At 73.4% G+C, this 16,987-nt stretch carries 12 protein-coding genes; 6 read left to right on the top strand and 6 right to left on the bottom strand.

From position 1 onward, the window contains the following. Positions 1 to 2: 2 nt before the first annotated feature. Both IE249_RS23865 and IE249_RS23870 read right to left on the bottom strand, forming a co-directional pair. Positions 3 to 821 carry an SAM-dependent methyltransferase gene (locus tag IE249_RS23865; RefSeq protein ID WP_189707730.1) on the bottom strand — a complete coding sequence of 273 codons (819 nt, stop codon included), beginning with the start codon at positions 819 to 821 and terminating at the stop codon, positions 3 to 5. Between the two features lie 51 nt (positions 822 to 872). After that, a complete protein-coding gene (locus IE249_RS23870; RefSeq protein ID WP_189707732.1) occupies positions 873 to 2,384 on the bottom strand; it encodes a glycoside hydrolase family 71 protein in 1,512 nt (503 codons plus the stop codon). 229 nt (positions 2,385 to 2,613) lie between these two features. On the opposite strand from IE249_RS23870, the gene IE249_RS23875 reads away from it, so the two are divergent. Further along, positions 2,614 to 5,337, top strand: a complete 2,724-nt coding sequence (locus IE249_RS23875) for a LamG-like jellyroll fold domain-containing protein (protein WP_189707734.1) — start codon at positions 2,614 to 2,616, stop codon at positions 5,335 to 5,337. 207 nt (positions 5,338 to 5,544) lie between these two features. Then, complete coding sequence (locus tag IE249_RS23880) at positions 5,545 to 6,273, top strand: hypothetical protein (protein WP_229859138.1); 729 nt, start codon at positions 5,545 to 5,547, stop codon at positions 6,271 to 6,273. Positions 6,274 to 6,280: 7 nt separating this feature from the next. On the opposite strand, the gene IE249_RS23885 is transcribed toward IE249_RS23880, so the two are convergent. Next, the gene (locus IE249_RS23885; protein WP_189707736.1) at positions 6,281 to 7,054 is read right to left on the bottom strand and encodes an enoyl-CoA hydratase-related protein; all 774 of its coding nucleotides are present in this window, start codon (positions 7,052 to 7,054) and stop codon (positions 6,281 to 6,283) included. An 86-nt stretch (positions 7,055 to 7,140) separates the two neighbouring features. Here IE249_RS23885 and IE249_RS23890 point away from each other — a divergent pair, with 86 nt between their 5' ends. Then, entirely contained in the window at positions 7,141 to 8,298 is a 1,158-nt protein-coding gene (locus tag IE249_RS23890; protein WP_229859140.1) for an FAD-dependent oxidoreductase, read from the top strand. A gap of 144 nt (positions 8,299 to 8,442) precedes the next feature. Beyond that, positions 8,443 to 9,240, top strand: a complete 798-nt coding sequence (locus IE249_RS23895; RefSeq protein ID WP_189707738.1) for a thioesterase family protein — start codon at positions 8,443 to 8,445, stop codon at positions 9,238 to 9,240. A 179-nt stretch (positions 9,241 to 9,419) separates the two neighbouring features. Here IE249_RS23895 and IE249_RS23900 read toward each other — a convergent pair whose 3' ends face one another. Beyond that, complete coding sequence (locus tag IE249_RS23900; protein ID WP_189707740.1) at positions 9,420 to 10,301, bottom strand: SDR family oxidoreductase; 882 nt, start codon at positions 10,299 to 10,301, stop codon at positions 9,420 to 9,422. An 88-nt stretch (positions 10,302 to 10,389) separates the two neighbouring features. On the opposite strand from IE249_RS23900, the gene IE249_RS23905 reads away from it, so the two are divergent. Beyond that, on the top strand, positions 10,390 to 10,968 hold the full coding sequence (locus tag IE249_RS23905) for a TetR/AcrR family transcriptional regulator (protein WP_189707742.1): 579 nt from the start codon (positions 10,390 to 10,392) through the stop codon (positions 10,966 to 10,968). A 52-nt stretch (positions 10,969 to 11,020) separates the two neighbouring features. Further along, a complete protein-coding gene (locus IE249_RS23910) occupies positions 11,021 to 11,740 on the top strand; it encodes a class I SAM-dependent DNA methyltransferase (protein WP_189707744.1) in 720 nt (239 codons plus the stop codon). 18 nt (positions 11,741 to 11,758) lie between these two features. On the opposite strand, the gene fxsT is transcribed toward IE249_RS23910, so the two are convergent. Together fxsT and IE249_RS23920 are read right to left on the bottom strand one after the other, a co-directional pair. Continuing rightward, complete coding sequence (gene fxsT / locus IE249_RS23915) at positions 11,759 to 15,613, bottom strand: FxSxx-COOH system tetratricopeptide repeat protein (protein WP_189707746.1); 3,855 nt, start codon at positions 15,611 to 15,613, stop codon at positions 11,759 to 11,761. Beyond that, a complete protein-coding gene (locus IE249_RS23920; RefSeq protein WP_229859142.1) occupies positions 15,597 to 16,904 on the bottom strand; it encodes a TIR-like protein FxsC in 1,308 nt (435 codons plus the stop codon). Before IE249_RS23920 ends, fxsT begins: the two co-directional genes overlap by 17 nt. Positions 16,905 to 16,987 lie beyond the last annotated feature (83 nt).

Genomic DNA, 16,987 nt, shown 5'->3' on the forward strand with positions numbered 1-16,987 from the left:
ACTCAGGGCTTCCGGGCCAGCCCGGCCGCGATGAGCCGCTCCCAGACGGTCAACTCCCGCTCGCCGCCGTTCTTCCACGGGCCGTCGACCTCGTCGGGACGCCACAGGGACGCCGGGACGACGCCGGGCTCGAGGATCTCCAGGCCGTCCAGCAGGGACGCGATCTCCTCGTCCGTACGCCACCGGCCGCGGCCGAAGGTCTCCTGGAGCACCTTCTCCGCCTCCGCCGTCTCCGGGTTGTTGCCGGAGCGGAAGTGGCTGACGAAGAAGTAGCTCCCGGAGGGCACGTGGTCGCGCCAGTAGCGGACGATGCCGGCCGGGTCCTCCTCGTCGTTCACGTGGTGGAGGATGGCGCTGAAGATGACGGCGACGGGCTGGTCGAAGTCGATCAGTTCGACGGTGTCCGGGTGGGTGCGGATCGCTTCGGGGTCGCGCACGTCGGCGGCCAGGACCCGAGTCCGGTCGTTCTCCTCCAGCAGCGCGCGGCCGTGGATCAGCACCTGGGGATCGATGTCGACGTACACCACGCGGGACTCCGGGGCGTGCCGCTGCGCGACCTGGTGGACGTTGTCCGCGGTCGGCAGGCCGCTGCCGAGGTCGATGAACTGCCGTACGCCGGTGGTCGTGGCGATCTCCCCGATCGCCCGGGTCAGGGCCGCGCGGTTGGCGAAGGCGATGGCCACCGAACCCGGGAGGTCGCGTTTGAAGACCTCGCCGATCTCCCGGTCGACGGCGTAGTTGTCCTTGCCGCCGAGCAGGTAGTCGTACACGCGGGCGATGCTGGGCCTGCTGGGGTCGATGGAGGAGCCTTCTTCCGTCATGGTCACCATCTTCCCCCGTCCTGAGGCCCGTTGACCATCACTTTCACCGGATCAGCGACGGCTGGAGACCGCGTAGTACTGCAGATCCTGCACGGCGACCTCGCTCCGCACCGGGAAACGGGTCGTGACGGAGGCGACGGCGGCCCCCGCGCGGCGGACGACGGCCCGGGTGCGGCCGGGGCCGAGCGGCAGGTCCTCGGCGTGCACGCCGACCGGAGCACGATAGGTGTGGTCGCCGGCGCCCACGCGCGCGGAGACCGTGGCGGGGCCGGTCAGGAACGTGAGCAGCTCCACCTGGTCGCGCGGGGGAGCGGTGCCCGGGCGCGGGCGCATCAGCCGGGACTGGAGCGCGCCGGCCCCGGCCGCGGTGAACTGGACGCGCGAGGTGACGTACACGGTGTCGCGGACGATGCGCGGCCACGCCCCGGTCTTGAAGCGGGTGAGGTAGTACGAGGAAATGTCCAGGTAGGCATGGCCGTTGTGCAGCGAGGGCGCGAATTGGGTGCCCTCCGAGTAGTCGTTCCAGGTGGTGAGCTGCACCCAGTCCGCGCCGTCCGAGATCGCGTGGTTCCAGGTCGAGCGCAGCGTCGCGGTGTTTCCGGCCTCGTCGTAGACGCCCTGGTTGGGGCGGGCGTCCTGCACGGACACGGCCTGCATCCACTTCCTGCCCAGCGAGTGGGCGAGCCGGATGTCGCCGGGGACGCCCGTCTGGCGGGTGTAGCTGCGGTTGCCCCAGGAGGAGAAGGCGTAGCTGACGGGCGCGAACCGCTCGGCGTTGGCGCGGAAGTCGAGGAAGACCGGGACGAGCGCGGTGCGGATGCCGTGCTCGCGCAGTCGTGCCACGACCTGGCTCCACCAGGCGGGGTCGTACTGCTCGGCCTTGAACGGCGAGACGACCAGACGCCCGTCGGGCAGCCGGTGGGCGGACGGCGAGGCGGCCATCTCGGCCAACTGGTCGGCCAGGGTGCGCGGATCGGTGTGGAGGGAGGTCATGTCCGGCATCAGTACGATCCGGAAGCCCGGGTCGACCCGGTGCGCGGCGCGCAGCAGCATGTCGACGCGCTGCCGGTTGGGTCCGTTCAGGGACAGGATGTCCACGGTGAAGCCGTCCAGCCCGGCGTCGCGGGCGGTCCTCACCTCCCGCTCCAGATTGGCCAGTCGCCAGTCCCCGGCGGAGGGGGATACGGGCAGCGGCCGGTCGCGCAGCAGCCCGCCGTAGGCGGCGTGCTTGCCCCGTTCGCCCTGTGGCGTCAGGTAGTTGCGGCTGTAGTAGTCGCGCGCGGCGGGCCGGTTGTCCAGGGAGAGCGGGTATGGCGGGAAGTAGTGCGCGAAGACCAGGTGCGGGCCGGCGCGCAGCACGCCTCGGGCCGGCAGGTCGAAGGGGAGCGCCGCGTCGCTCGTGTGCCCGGCGGGGCGCGCCGAGTCCACGCTGTCGAGCGCCAGCCCGGTGCCCGCGATCAGCCCCAGGAGCAGCAGTCCGGCCAGGGCGCCGAACACGGTGCGCCGCCGGCGGCGCGACGGCCTGCGGTGCTCGTGCGCCAGGCGTGCTGCCTGATCCGTCATGGGTGTCCTCCGCGGACGCCGGTGGCTTCCGCTGCGAACTCTAGTGCGCCGACGGTCCGTTGTGCGGCGAAAACGCCACCCGGATGAGCCAAGTGCGCTGCATTGCATGTCATGTACTCGTATGGTGCGCGGGACAACGAAACACGTACACGCGGCCCGCCGCTCCGGGGAAGACCGGCGGGCTCGTCGAGGCAGGGGCCCGGCAGCGGGCCCCGGAGCCGGGGGGTACATGAGAAGATCCAGGCGGCTGAGCGCCGCCCTCGTCCTGTCCACCGCCGCGGGGCTGGGCCTGGTGGTCCCGGCGCAGCCGGCCGCCGCGCTGACCCCGCCCGTCGCCTTCACCGCCGACGACCTGCCGACCTGGCAGACCAACGGCATCGTGTGGGCCCTGGCGGAGGCGCACGGCACCGTCTTCGCGGGCGGCACCTTCTCGCAGGTGCGGCCGCCGGAGGGGAAGAGCGGCACCGCCCAGAACGCGGTGAACTTCGTCGCGCTCGACGCGGCGACCGGTGAACCCACATCCTGCGCACTGTCGTTCACCGTCGGCAGCGGCACCGCCACCGTCCGCGCGCTGGCCGTCTCGCCGGACAAGAAGACGCTGTACGCGGGCGGTTACTTCGGCGCGGTCAACGGCACGCCGGTCAGCAGCCTCGCCGCCATCGACATCGCCACCTGCACGCCCAAGGCAGGCTTCCACCCGGGCGTCTCCGCCACCGTGCGGGCGCTCGCCGTCACCGACGACACCGTCTACCTGGGCGGCGACTTCTCCACCGTGGGCGGCAGCGCGCACGCGCGGTACGCGGCCGTCGACGCCACCAGCGGCGCCGTCAAGGCGTTCCAGGCCGACACCGACGAGCCCGGCCGGGCCGTCGCGGTCACCCCGGACGGCAAGAACGTGATCCTGGGCGGTGACTTCTTCACCGTCAACGGCGCCGACTCGCACGCCCTGGCCGTCGTCGACGCCACCACGGGCGCCAACGTGCGTACCTACCCGGGGTTCATCGAGACCAACTCGGTGGTCAAGTCGATCGACACCGACGCCACCGGCTTCTACACCGGCAACGAGGGCACCGGCGGCGGCGTGTTCGACGGCCGTATCGCCCTGGACCTGTCCACGCTGAACCAGCGCTGGCGCGACACCTGCCTCGGCGCCACCCAGGCGGTCAAGTCCTACGAGGGCGTCCTCTACAGCGCCTCGCACGCCCACGACTGCTCCAGCGTCGGCGAGTTCCCCGACGGGCGCCGCCACCACCTGCTGGCGGAGCCGACCACCGGCACCAGCAAACTGGGCTGGTTCCCGGACACCAACGACGGACTGGGCGAGGGCATCGGCCCGCGTGCCATGGTCGTCTCCCAGACCTCCGGCAACAACTACATGTGGGTCGGCGGCGAGTTCACCACCGTCAACGGCTCTCCCGCGCAGGGCCTGACCCGCTTCGCGGCCTCCCCGGACACCGGCGCGCCGACGGTCCCCTCGGTCGGCGCCGAGTCCGTCAGGCCCACCGAGGCCCACATCCGCTGGCGCGCGAGCCTCGACACCGACGACACCAGGCTGACGTACAAGGTCTACCGCAACGGCGGCTCCACGCCCGTGTACACGGTGGACGGCGACTCCGTCGAATGGTCGCGCCCGCAGCTGTCGTTCACCGACAAGAACGTCACCGCCGGCTCCACCTACGCCTACCGCGTGACGGCCACCGACGGCGCCGGCAACACCTCCGCGCTCTCCTCGACGGCCACGGTGACGGTGCCGGCCTCCGCCCAGAAGTACGCGGCGAAGGTCCTCGACGACGGCGCGAGCCTCTACTGGCGCTACGACGAGTCCACCACCCCCTTCGTCGGCGACACCTCGCCCGGCGACCAGAGCGGCATCCATGTGGGCGGGCCCGCGCTGCGCCAGACCCCGGCCGCCGTGACCGGCCCGTCCACCGCCATCGGCTTCAACGGCAGCGACCAGCTCGTCTACGGCGACCAGCGCACCACCGTGCCGAGCGCGTACTCGATCGAGACCTGGTTCAAGACCACCACCGACCGGGGCGGCAAGCTCGTCGGGTTCGGCAACAACACCACGCGGGCCAGCAGCAACTACGACAAGCACGTCTACATGCGCAACGACGGCCGCCTGGTCTTCGGCGTGTGGACGGGCACCGCCCGCACCATCACCTCGCCCGCCGCCTACAACGACGGCGCCTGGCACCACGTCGTCGCCACCCAGGGCCCCTCCGGGATGGCGCTGTACGTGGACGGCACCCAGGCCGGCACGCTCGCCGAGACGAACAACCAGGCCTACAGCGGCTACTGGCACGTCGGCGGCGACAACCTCAACGGCTGGCCCAGCCAGCCCTCCAGCAGCTACTTCGCCGGGCAGATCGACGAGACCGCCATCTACCCGTCGGCGCTGAGCGCGGCCCAGGCGCAGAGCCACTACGCCCTGGCCTCGGCCCCGGCCGACAGCGTGCAGACCGTCCGGGCGTCGGCCGACACCTACGTCAACGCCGGTGCGAGCGGCACCAATTACGGCACCTCCACCTCACTGGCGGTGCGGGGCAGCTCGGCGTACGAGACGTATCTGCGCTTCGACCTGCCCGCGGCCCCGGCCGGGACGGTGCTCAAGAACGCACGGCTGGCGGTGAAGACCACCACGCTCAGCAGCGCGGGCAGCACGGACGACATCTCCGTGCGGCCGGTCACCGGCAGCTGGACGGAGGCGGGCACCGCCTACACCTCCCGGCCCACGGTGTCCCAGACGGTGCTCGGTACCCTGAGCGGCGCCACCGACGTGTCCACGCTCTACTCGGCCACGCTGGACACCTCGGCGCTCTCCCCGGCCCTCGGCGGCAGCTACGACCTGGCGCTCACCAGCACCGGGACGGACGCGCTGTGGCTGTGGTCCCGTGAGGCGCCCGCCGCGGAGAACACCCCGCAGCTGGTGCTGACCTTCGGGGCGCCCTAGGGCCTCTCGTTTGGATCATGCCGGGCTCGCGGGCCCTGGCACCGCTCCCTGATCCGGCCTGATCCGAACGAAAGACCCTGACCCTCAACGCGTCCCCGTGTGCGGGGCGCCGGACCACGCACCGGCGCCCCGCACACCGCCCGTCCGGGCCCACGCCTTACCGGTGGGCCCGACCTGACCAGGCCCGTTCGGGCCGCAGGAGCCTTCATGCGCACACGTACTCACCGGCCCGCCCGGTCACTTCGGCGGCGCGGCGCCGTCGGCGGCACGCTCGCCCTCGCCGCGCTCCTCGCCCTCGCCGGGTGCGGCTCGAACGGCGGCACCCGGTCCGACGCCAAGCCCACCCACGGCATCTCCGACTCCCAGGCCGCCGCCGTTCCCGATGACCAGGCGAGCCCCGCCGCCGACGGCCCGTCGGCGGGCCCCAAGGCCTCGGATCCGCCCGTCAAGGGACCGGTCCTGCCCGACGCGAAACTCACCCCGGCGACCGGTTCGTTCACCGCCAAGGAGAAGAAGTACCTGCACGGCAGGGTGCCGCAGAACATGGACCCGGCCGCCGTGCTCCAGGCGGGCCAGGAGATCTGCCAGCGTCTGCAGCGCACCGCCGCCCACGACAAGGACGCCGCGACCGGCGCGCTCATCACCGGCGAGATACCGTCAGCCGACGCCGCGGTCACCCAGCTGTGCCCGAGCCTCGAGCCCCTGCTGAACGCGGCCGCGAAGGGCTTCGCCGACGGCACCCGCAAGAACCCGGCACCGGGCACCTACCGGTCCCTGACCAGCGCCGGGACCTGCACCTGGCAGGCGATGGGCGCGGGCGGCAAGGTGCTCGCGTCCGGTCCCGGCCCCGGCGGCGCGAAGAGGGTGACCGCGAAGGTCCCGGCCGGGACCCGCGCGCTGGTCTCGACGGGCTGCTACGCCTGGCTGCCCGAGTAGAAGGGCCCTACTCGGGCCATTCCGGCTTGCGCTTCTCCAGGAAGGAGGCGATGCCCTCGCGGGCCGCCGGGGACTGGGACGAGTCGGCCATGACCTCGCAGGCGATCTCGTAGGCGTCGCCCTCCGGGCGGTCCAGCTGGGCGTAGAGCGCCTGTTTGCCGAGTGCCTTGCTCGCCCGGCTGCCCCGGGTGGCGCGGGCGAGCAGGTCCTCCACGGCAGCGTCGAGCTCCGGGTCGGGCACCGCCCGGTTGACCAGTCCCCAGTCTGCGGCCGTACGGGCGTCGATCACGTCGCCGGTCAGGGCCATCTCCATGAGCCTCTTGCGCCCGACCGAGCGGGCCACCGCGACGGCCGGCGTGTGGCAGAACCAGCCGCCCTTGCCGCCGGGGAGCGCGAACCCCGCGGACTCCGCCGCCACCGCCAGGTCGCAGGACGCGACGAGTTGGCAGCCCGCGGCCACGGCCAGGGCGTGCACCCGGGCGATCACGACCTGCGGCACGGCGTGCACCAACTGCATCACCTCGGTGCACAGCTCCAGCAGCTTGCGCACTTCGTCGGCGTCGGCGGCGAGGACGTCGGCGAAGTCGTGCCCGGTGCTGAAGACCGGGCCGTTGGCCGCCAGCACGATGCCCGTCGCCGGGGAACCCGCCACCTCGGTAAGGGCCTTGTGCAGGTCTTGGAGCATGCCCCAGCTCAGGGCGTTCCTGCGTGCGGGGCGATCAAGGGTGACCCAGGTGTGCTCTCCCCGGGCCTCCATGGTCAGGTGCTCGTACGCGGCCATGACCCAACCCTACGCCGGGCCCGGGCGCCCGGCGCCGGGTTGCCGCGCTGTCCGCCCCCGGCCGATCCTGGGACAGGAGCCGCATCGTGAACGACACCACCTCAACGAACATGCTCGTCGTCGGCGCCGGCCCGTTCGGCCTGTCCGCGGCCGCGCTCGCCCGGGAACAGGGCGTCGACACGGTGACGGTCGGCCGCCCGATGGGCTTCTGGCGCGAGCGCATGCCGGACGGCATGCTCCTGCGCTCGGGCCCCGGCTGGCACCTCGACGCCACCGGCGAACACACCCTGCGGGCCTACCTGCAGGACCGGCACCTGACCCCGGGCGGATCCGAGCCGATCCCCCTCGGCCTCTTCCTGGACTACGCCGACTGGTTCCGCGCCGCCAAAGCGATCGAGGTCAGGGAGGAGCTCGTCACCGGCATCGCCCGGCGTGACGGCGGATTCGAGGCCCTGCTCTCCGGCGGCGGACGGGTGCGCAGCGACGTGGTGCTCGCCGCCCCCGGCGTCGGCTACTTCGCCTCGCTCCCGGACTGGGCGTCCGGGGTGCCGCCCGGCCGCGTGGCCCACAGCAGTGACCTGGTCTCCTTCGACGCCCTCTCCGGACGGCGCGTACTGATCGTGGGAGGCCGGCAGAGCGCGTACGAGTGGGCGGCGCTGATCTGCGAGCACGGCGCGGAACGCGTCGACATCGTGCACCGCCATCCCGTGCCCCGCTTCGCTGCGGTGAGCTGGGACTTCTTCGACGACTACGTGGAGAGCACACTGCGGGTGGAGGGCTGGTGGCGCCGGCTCACCGCCACGGAGCGGGCCGCGGTCGTCGCCCGCTGCCGGCAGGCCGGACGGGCCACGCTGGAACCGTGGCTGCCGGCGCGCCTGGACTCCTCGTCCGTGCACGTCTGGCCGCGCTGCGAGGTGGTGCGTGTGGCAGGGGACGCGGGCCCTGAAGGCCGCCTGGACATCGCCCTGTCGAACGGCGAAACACTGGAAGCCGACAGGATCGTGTTCGCCACCGGTTACGCACCCGACCTCTCACGGGTGCCCTACCTGGCCGGACTCCGGGACCGGATCGCCACCCGCAACGGCTTCCCCGTGCTCGACGAGAGCTTCGGGACGACGGTGCCCGGGCTCCACCTGACCGGCTTCGCCGCCACCCAGGACTTCGGCCCCTTCTTCGGCTTCGTCAAGGCCGCACCGGCCGCCTCGACACTCCTGCTGCGGGGGCTCCGGTCGCGCTGGGAGTGACGGGACCGGCCGGCGGCGATGCACCTCGATTCACGGGAGCCTCGACGGCGGAGCGGATGCGGTGCAGAATGAGCAAGCGCTTAGTCGTGTTGGCCGCGGGCTGGGATCGACGGCATCCCGGGCGGAGAGAGGGACGGCAGAACCATGACGTCGCAAGCGGAGGCCTTCTACGAGCGGGAGGCCGATGACCGGTTCCTGCCCACCGAGTACACCCGGGGCCCCTGGGACGCCGGCTCCCAGCACGCCGGTCCGCCCGCCGCGCTGCTCGCCCTGGCCGTCGAGCAGCGCCGGGGCGCGCGCCCGGACGCGCGGATCGCCCGGCTCACGTACGAGATCGTCCGCCCGGTCCCGATCCGGCCGCTGACCGTGGCCACGCGCGTGCTGCGGTCCGGGCGCACCGTGGAACTCGTGGAAGCCGTGCTCACGCCCGACGACGGGCGTGAGGTGATGAGGGCGACGGCGCTGCTGATGAAGACCGTGCCGGACTCGGTGCCGCAGGTCTCGCCCGGGCTGCGGGTGCCGGGGCCGTCGGAGGCGCCCGTGAGGGAGTTCTTCCCCGTCCCCTGGGAGCAGGGTTACCACACGGCCATGGAAGTCCGCTTCGCCGCCGGTTCGTTCCTCGAACCGGGTCCGGCCGCGGCGTGGATGCGCATGCGGGTCCCCCTGGTCGCGGGTGAGGAGATCGCGCCACTGAGCCGGGTGCTCACGGCCGCCGACTCGGGCAACGGCGTCAGCGCCCAACTCGACTTCCACCGCTACGTCTTCATCAACACCGACCTCACCGTCAGCCTGCACCGCCATCCCGAGGGCGAGTGGGTCTGCCTCGACGCGCGGACGATGGTCGACGGCGCGGGCATCGGCCTGGCCGAGTCCGCCCTGCACGACGAGAAGGGCCCGCTCGGCCGCGGCATCCAGAGCCTGTACGTGGCCCCGCGCGTCTGAGTCGGAGTTGCACTCGTACAGAGCGGCGGTCCCGGTCCACTGCCGCAGGCAGGCCCGCCCGGAGCCGCCCTCGATCTGAGCGCCGGGTCGCCGACGGCAGCGGGGGATGGGCGCCGGATCGTAGGAGGAGCACTGCTTCCCGGGGTCGTAGGAGCACCGCTTCCCCCGGGCGGTGCGCCTCAGGGCTGGACGTTCTCCAGGTCCTCGAGGAGCCCGGCGTGGACCGGCCGCCAGCCGAGGGCGTCGCGGGTGCGGACGCTGGAGGCCGGCTGGTCCGCGGCGAAGATCGGGCCGAACGGGCCGAAGTTCTCCTGCGGCACCCGCTCGACCGGCAGACCCAGCCGCCGGCCGATGACGGCGGCGATGTCCCGCACCGCGTCCCCCTCGTCGGCGACCGCGTGCCAGGACGAACCGGCCGGCGCCGACTCCAGGACCAGACGGAACAGGACCGCCGCGTCGAGCGCGTGGACGGCGGGCCAGCGCTGGGAGCCGTCGCCCGGGTAGCCGGCCACGCCGGTCCGGCGCGCGGTCTCGGTCAGCAGGCCGGCGAATCCGCCCCTGCCCTCGTTGTGGACCGTGCGCGGCATGCGCACGGCCGCGCTGCGCACACCTCGCGAGGCCAGGTCCAGCAGCGCCATGACCGAACGGCCCCGGCCGCCGACCGGTCCGTCCGTCGGCAGCGGATCGGCCTCGGTGGCGGCGCGGCCCGGCACCCAGGGCGTTCCGGAGACCGTGACGATCGGGCGGTCGCTGCCCACGAGTTCCTCGCCCAGCGCGGCCAGAGCGGCGCTCTCCTCGGCCACGCTCCGCGCGAGCGCCTCCGCGCCGCCGTAGTCGCGTCCGAACGCCAGGCTGATCACGCCGTCGCACTGCGCCGCCCCGGAGCGCAGGACGTCGAGGTCCGCCAGATCTCCTCGCAGCACCTTGGCGCCGGCGCCCTCGAGGGTCCGCGCGGAGGCGTCCGAGCGGGCCAGTGCGAGAACGGTGTGGCCGTTGCCGAGCAGTTCGGCGACGACGGCGGAGCCGATGGTGCCGGTACCGCCGGTGATGAAGACGTGCATGAGCTCTCCCTCAAAGTGATGGGACTGTTGTCCCATCACTGACCATACACGGTGATGGGACAACAGTCCCATCACCTATGCTGGTGCCATGGCTAGATGGCAACCAGGGGCGCCCCAACGACTCGTCGTCGCGGCCGTCGACCTGTTCACCGAGCAGGGCTACGACGCGACCACGGTGGCGCAGATCGCCGAGCGCGCGGGCGTCACCAAGAGCACCTTCTTCCGGTACTTCTCCGACAAGCGCGAGCTCCTGGTCGCCGGACAGGAAACGCTCAGCAGGCTGCTCGCCGACGGCATCACCGAGGCGCCGGCGGACGCCAAGCCCCTGGAGGCGGTGGCGGCCGGTCTCGAACGCGCGTCGAGCGCGATGGGCCCCGCGAACCGCGAACTCGGCCCACGCCTGAAGGCGGCCGTGGCGGCCAGCACCGAACTCCAGGAGCGCGACGCCCTCAAGAGCGTCGGTCTCGCGGCCGCCATGACGGCCGCGCTCGTCGCCCGCGGCGTCCCCGACCCGACCGCGCACCTCGCGGGCGAGCTGGGAGTCCTCGCCTTCAAACGGGGCTACGCCCAGTGGTGCGACGGCGAGCGTGACGAAGCGGACGGGCTGGCGCCCTACGTGCTCTCGGCGCTGGAGGACCTGCGCGCCGCGACCGCCTCACTGGGCTGACCGGCAGCGCCTCGCCGCCCCTCGACGTGATCAACCGGACAGGAGTCCTCGTATGAGCAGCCCCAGCGGCGATCTGGGCCAGGAGCACGACCAGGAGCACGACCACGAGCACGGCTACCGGCACCTCCGCGTCGACCGCACGGGCCAGGCCGAGGCGTTCGACAGGATCGGCGGCCGTTACGACGACGCCTTCCCGGACAAGGAGGGGCAGATCGCGGCCACCGAGTGGCTCGTCGCATCACTGCCCGCGGGATCACGCGTCCTGGACCTGGGATGCGGCACCGGAGTGCCCACCGCCCGCCTCCTGTCCCAGGCGGGACTGGAGGTCGTCGGTGTCGACCTGTCGGACGTGATGGTCACGCTGGCCCGCGAGCACGTACCCACGGCGGAGTTCCACCGCGCCGACATCGCCGACCTGCGCCCCGGAGGCCCCCGCGACCTGGGCCGCTTCCAGGGGGTGGCGGCCTTCTTCTCGCTGCTCATGCTGCCCCGCGCGGAGATCCCCCTGGCGCTGCGGACGATCCGTCATCTCCTCGCCCCCGGCGGCCTGTTCGCGCTGTCCATGGTGGAGGCCGATCTGGACGACTTCCCGATCCCGTTCCTGGGCGGGCGCATCCGGGTGTCCGGATACCGGCGCGAGGAGCTGCGGGCGGTGGTCGAGGCGGCGCACTTCGACGTCGTCGGCGAGTCCTCCTGGACATGTGTCCCGGCCGGGGCGGACGTCCCGCCCGAGGAACACCTCTTCCTGCGCTGCAGGAAGCCGGACGCGTAGAGCCTGCCCGGGGCCGGGTCACGCAGGCAGCAGGGGTTCGAGGTCCCGGTCCACGCGCTGCCAGTTCCGGGCCGCCGTCGCCCAGGCGTGGCCGCCGCCCAGGCGCCGGCCGAGCGCCGCCGCCGCGCTCTCCCGCAGCCGCGTGGCCTCCGCCGTACGTCCCAGTGCGCGCAGCGTGACGGCCAGGCCGAGCTCGGCGATCGCGGTGTCGGGGTGGGCCGCGCCCAGGCGGGTGCGCAGGGCGGAGGCGCAGGCACGGGCCGTCCGCTCGGCCTCCTCGAAGCGCTCCAGGTCGCTGAGCGCGTTGGCCAGGGTGACGCTGCCGCACAGTGTGTACGGGTGCGCCTCGCCCAGGTGCTTGCCGAGCGCCCGTACCGCGCGAAGGGACGTCTCCAGCGCGGCCTCCCGCTCCTGCGCCATGCGCAGGCAGACCGCGATGTCGTGGTCGCAGACGGCCGTGTCGGGGTGGTCCGCGCCGCGCGCACGCCCGAAGCGCTCCCGCAGCGCGGTCAGGGCGGTGTGCGCGTCCTGGGGTCCGCCGTCGGCGGCCCTGAGCATGGCCAGATTGACCGCACCGGCCAGCAGGCCGGGGGCGTCCTCGGGGGCCGCGCCGCGGTAGTCCTCCTCGGCGGCCGAGGCGAGCGCGCCGGCGTCGTCCCGCTGGTCCAGCCGGCGCAGGGAGACCGACAGGCTGACGGCCGCGCGCAGCGCGCCGGACGCGTCCTTGCCGCGCAGTTCGTCGAGGGCGGAGCGCAGCACCGGGACCGAGCCGGCGTAGTCTCCCGCTTCGCGCAGGTCACGGGCGTGGCCGAGCGCCGACGCCAGGGTCGAGCGATGCCCCGGCCCGAGCACGTCGCGCCGCCGCTGCCAGGCCGCGAGGCTGCGTTCCCCGGCGGCCGCGTAGTCGCCCGTCAGGCGCAGGCAGTGGGCGAGCGCCTGCGCCGCGGCCAGCGTCCGCGGGTGCTCCTCGCCGAACGCCTCCCGCAGCCCGGCCGACACCTCCCGGGCCAGTCGCAGGGCCTCGTCGAACCGGCCCAGCGCCCGCAGGTCCTCCGCCAGGCCGGCGGCGGTCATCAGGGTGTGCGCATGCCCGGGAGGCAGGAGTTCGCGCTGCTGCCGCAGGGTGTCCGCGTCGAGCTCACGGGCCTCGGCATGGCGGCCCAGTGCCCGCAGCGCCGCCGCCTGGTGACCGCGGAGCAGGAAGACCTGGTGGGAGGGGGATCCGCCGTCCGTCCGGCACCAGCGTTCGTCGAGGCGGCGCCCCAGTTCGAGGGCCTGTTCCGGCATTCCGCACCGCGCGGTGCGGCGCAGCCGCTCGATGAGCACGGCCCGCGTCCCGGCGTCCTCGCACCCGTCGGCCCCGGCGTGATCGAGATGCGGCCACAGCGCCTCGAAGGCGTGGCCGTCGCCTCCGGAACCGTCGCGGCGCGGCGCCGCCGCGCTCAGCAGCCGGTGCGCCTCATGGCGGGCCGGGTCCGTCACGGCGGCGGGAAGCAGGGCCAGGACCAGTTGCCGCACCACGCGGTGGATCCGCAGCGTCTGCCCCACCTGGTCGACCTCCGCGAGACCCAGCCGGCTCAGCTCCTGGACCACGGGGCCCAGCAGCATCGGCTCGTGCAGCGTGCCGTCGAAGGGGCGCAGGATGTGCAGGGCGGTGTCGGAGTGCACCAGTTCCAACGGCACGGGCACCGGCGCGAGATGGCTGCACACCGCCAGCAACCGCAGCGCGGCCGGGGCGCGTTCGCCCAGCGTGGCCAGGGCCGTGGCGGTGCAGGCGGCCACCGGGTCCCACCGGTCCGTCAAGCTGCCGGTCCGCTCGTGCGGTTGCTGCCGCAGAAACTGGTCCGGCGAGGGATTCTGCGCGAGCCACGACGCGGCCTGGGCGACGGCGAGAGGGTTGTCGCGGGTCACCGCCGCGATCCGGTCGGCGTCGTCGACGGCCAGGGCCGGCACCCGTCTGCGCAGCAGCTCGATGCTCTGCTCACGCGGGAAGGAGCCGACCTCCACCGCGTCCATCACCCCGCGCCAGGCCCGGTCCCGGGACGACACCAGCAGGTGCCCGCGCCTGCCGGAGGGCAGCAGCCCGGCCAGCTCACCGGGGCGCCCCGCGTTTTCGTAGACCAGCAGCCAGCGGCCGAACCCCTCGCCGCCGTCCGGCGGTTCGAGGGCCTCCAGCGCGCGGCGGGCCGCGTCCGGTACGCCGCCGGCGGCACGCAGCCCGAGCCGCCGCGCCAGCCGCGCCAGTGACAGCAGCACCGACTCCCGGCTCTCGGCGCGGACCCACCACACCAGGTCGTAGGCGGCCTGGAACCGATGGGCGTACTCCACCGCGAGCTGGGTGCGGCCCGCGGCGTCGAGCCCGTCGGCGGGCAGGACAGCGGCGCGGTGGCGGCTGACGTCGAGGGTGGCGTGCAGCTGGTCGAGCAGCCGGTCGCGGCCCACGAAGAACGGGTTGCGCGGCGGGGCGTCCCAGACGGCCGGCGTCCGTCCCGGAAACCGGGGCCGGGCCGCCTCCAGCGCCCGCCCGGTCGCCTCGCCGGTCAGTCCCACGGCACGCAGGACGGCCGCGGCGGTCCGCGGCTCGTCCAGCTCGGTCAGGTCGACCGGGTCGTGCTCGCCGAACCGCGCGGTGGGATTGACCGGTTCGACCCGCAGGACGATCAGCGCGCGCGGCGCGCCGGGCGCGGTTTCACCGACGCTCTCCCACAACGTGCGCGACTGCGGTGAGCGCAGGAAGGACGAGGACAGCAGGGCCACCGTACGCGGTGCCCGGCCCGCCGCGGCCGGCTCCGCCCCCGCGCCGGGCGCCAGCACCTCGAAGCCGCAGCGCGTGAGCAGCGAGGTGATCCACTCGGCCCACATCCGGTCCTGGGGCGCGTACCACAGCCGCAGCGGGATCGCGGCGGGGGACATCGGCCGGGCGTACGAGGCGAGATGGCGCCGGCGCAGGTCCTCGTCCAGGGACGGGAAATGCCGTACGCGTCCTTCGGTGATCCGGTCCGCGAGCCGCTCGAACGCGGCCAGCAGGCTGCCGGGCAGCTCCGGCCGGTCGCCGAACGTGGCCAGGGTCTCCTCGTAGGCGTACGCGGGCTGGTGCGGCACCTCCATGCCCGCCCAGTAGCCGTCCGGCAGGTCCGGGAAGGAGGCGCGGACGAGTTCCCGCGCGGCGGCCAGGCGGTCGTCCTGGCCGGCGGCGACCCGCATCGCCACCGGCAGCATGCGCAGGGTGCGGGGCTGGACGTCCTGCGCGATGGAGCGGGCCACCGCGGCGGCGCCCTCGATGCTCTGCGAACTCAGCGTGAAGCAGTTGACCAGCACGTCCGGCAGGTCGATGGTGCACAGACCGACCAGATGGCTCACCCCGCAGCGGCTGTCGATGAGCGTGTAGTCGTAGCGGTTCTTCATGTCATGGCGCAGCGCGTCCAGGAAGCGGGCCCCGTCCAGCAGGTCGGTGGTGAACTCCCGCCAGCTGAAGTCCATCAGATGGGTCGCGTACTCCTTGTCCTGCCGCCCGGCGGGCATGTAGTCGAGGGTGCCGCCGCCGGGGAAGGTCCACTCGACCGAGACGGCGTGCCGGCGCACGCGGGCGTGCCGCTGCCTGAGGTCGGCCGGTGAGTCGGTGCTGGTGCGCCAGTCCGCGACGTAGTCGGCGAACAGGTTCAGCACGCCGGTGGTGGCGCCGGAGGTCGCCGCGCCGAGAAAGGGGTGGAAGTAGCGGTGCAGTCCGGGCGCCTCGAAGTCCCAGTCGGAGGCCAGTACGCGGTATCCGTTGGAGGCCAGGATCCAGGCGATGTTCGCCACCGCCATGGTCCGCCCGGTGCCGCCCTTCTGGGAGTAGAAGGTGATGATCTGCCCCTCACGGCCGGCGGTCATCGGCCGCCTCCTCCACTGGCCCCGTAATGCCCGGCACGGGGCCGCGCAGCCTCGGCCGGTGCACGGCGGGGCCCTCCGGCGGATGTACGGGCGCGTACCGTACGAACTGCGCCGCCGCCCACTGGATCAGCGTCGGCAGCACGTCCGCGAACGCGTCCGGTGAGGGCACCCCGCTGGTGGCCACGCGGGACACGCTCCGGCCGCGCTGCAGGGTGCGGGCGAGGGTCTTCTCCAGCGTCTGCTGGAGCTCCGTGCCCGAGGCCGGGTCGTCCGGGTCGGAGCGGTTCCTCGGCACGACCACACTGACCCAGGGCCGCGCGGCCTGGTCCATCCGGGCCAGCAGCTCCCGCTGCTCCGCGTCGGCCAGCGCCCAGCGGTCGAGCAGCACCACCGCGGGGCCGTCCGGCTGTTCGCCGGTCAGGGGCTCGCCGGCGGCCTCGTGCAGCGGTTCGATCGTCGGCAGGTAGTCGAGCCGCCGTACCTCCTCGGCGGCCACCTCGGCGAGCGGCCGGTGGTCGCCGCCCCAGTCGCCGGCCCGGTACGGGTTCCAGTCCACGATCGACGGCCCGTAGCAGTCGGGCGAACGGCCGGGCGGCAGTTCGTGCCGGGTGCTCAGGGCGGCGACGACGATGCGCAGCCGGCGCGAGCCGGTCCTCGGTTCGAACGCGCTGGGAACCTCCTCCAGGTCGAGCGGCCGGCCGGCGGGGGAGGGGCGCCGCTCCGCCGCGGTGACGATGGCCTTGGCCAGCTGGTAGACGGCCCGCTCGTACTCGTTGCGCAGATATCTCAGCTTCATCAGGCCGTACAGACCCTCGGCGGCGTAGTCGTCGCCGAAGGCCCGGTGGTCGGCGTACACGTCCCGCGCGGCGTGCGGAAGGTCCTCGTGGCGCACGGGCACCCAGAGGGCCGGCACGATGGCCGGGGCGGCGGCGCCCTGCTGCAGCAGTGACGCCCGCGAGGCGCGCCGGGAGAATGCGTACCACTCCTTGCCGCACATGTCGCTGCGGAAGTAGCGCGGCGAGTAAAGGGGGACGAACACACGGCAGCTGGCCAGAGCTTCCGCGAGGCGCTCGCTCCAGTGCTCGCCCAGGCGCATCTGACGGGCCATGAAGCCGACCGGCAGTCCGGCCGGGTGGTCCGTCATCGCCATGACGTGGTCGCTGAGGTCCTGGAACAGCCGGTGGACCCACAGATCGGGGTCCATGGCCGCGTCGTAGGACGGTGTGTGGGCGTAGCTCAGGAAGAAGTACGGCCGCCCGCGCGCGTCCGTCCCGTCCGTGTCCTGGCTCACGCGCAGTCCTCCCCACGGCCCCCGCCGTCACCGCTTCCGCGTGGACGCGGCCGGCGCCGGCATGTCGATGGGGTCATAATCCT

Source organism: Streptomyces anandii JCM 4720, assembly GCF_014650655.1.
GTDB classification, from domain to species: domain Bacteria; phylum Actinomycetota; class Actinomycetes; order Streptomycetales; family Streptomycetaceae; genus Streptomyces; species Streptomyces anandii.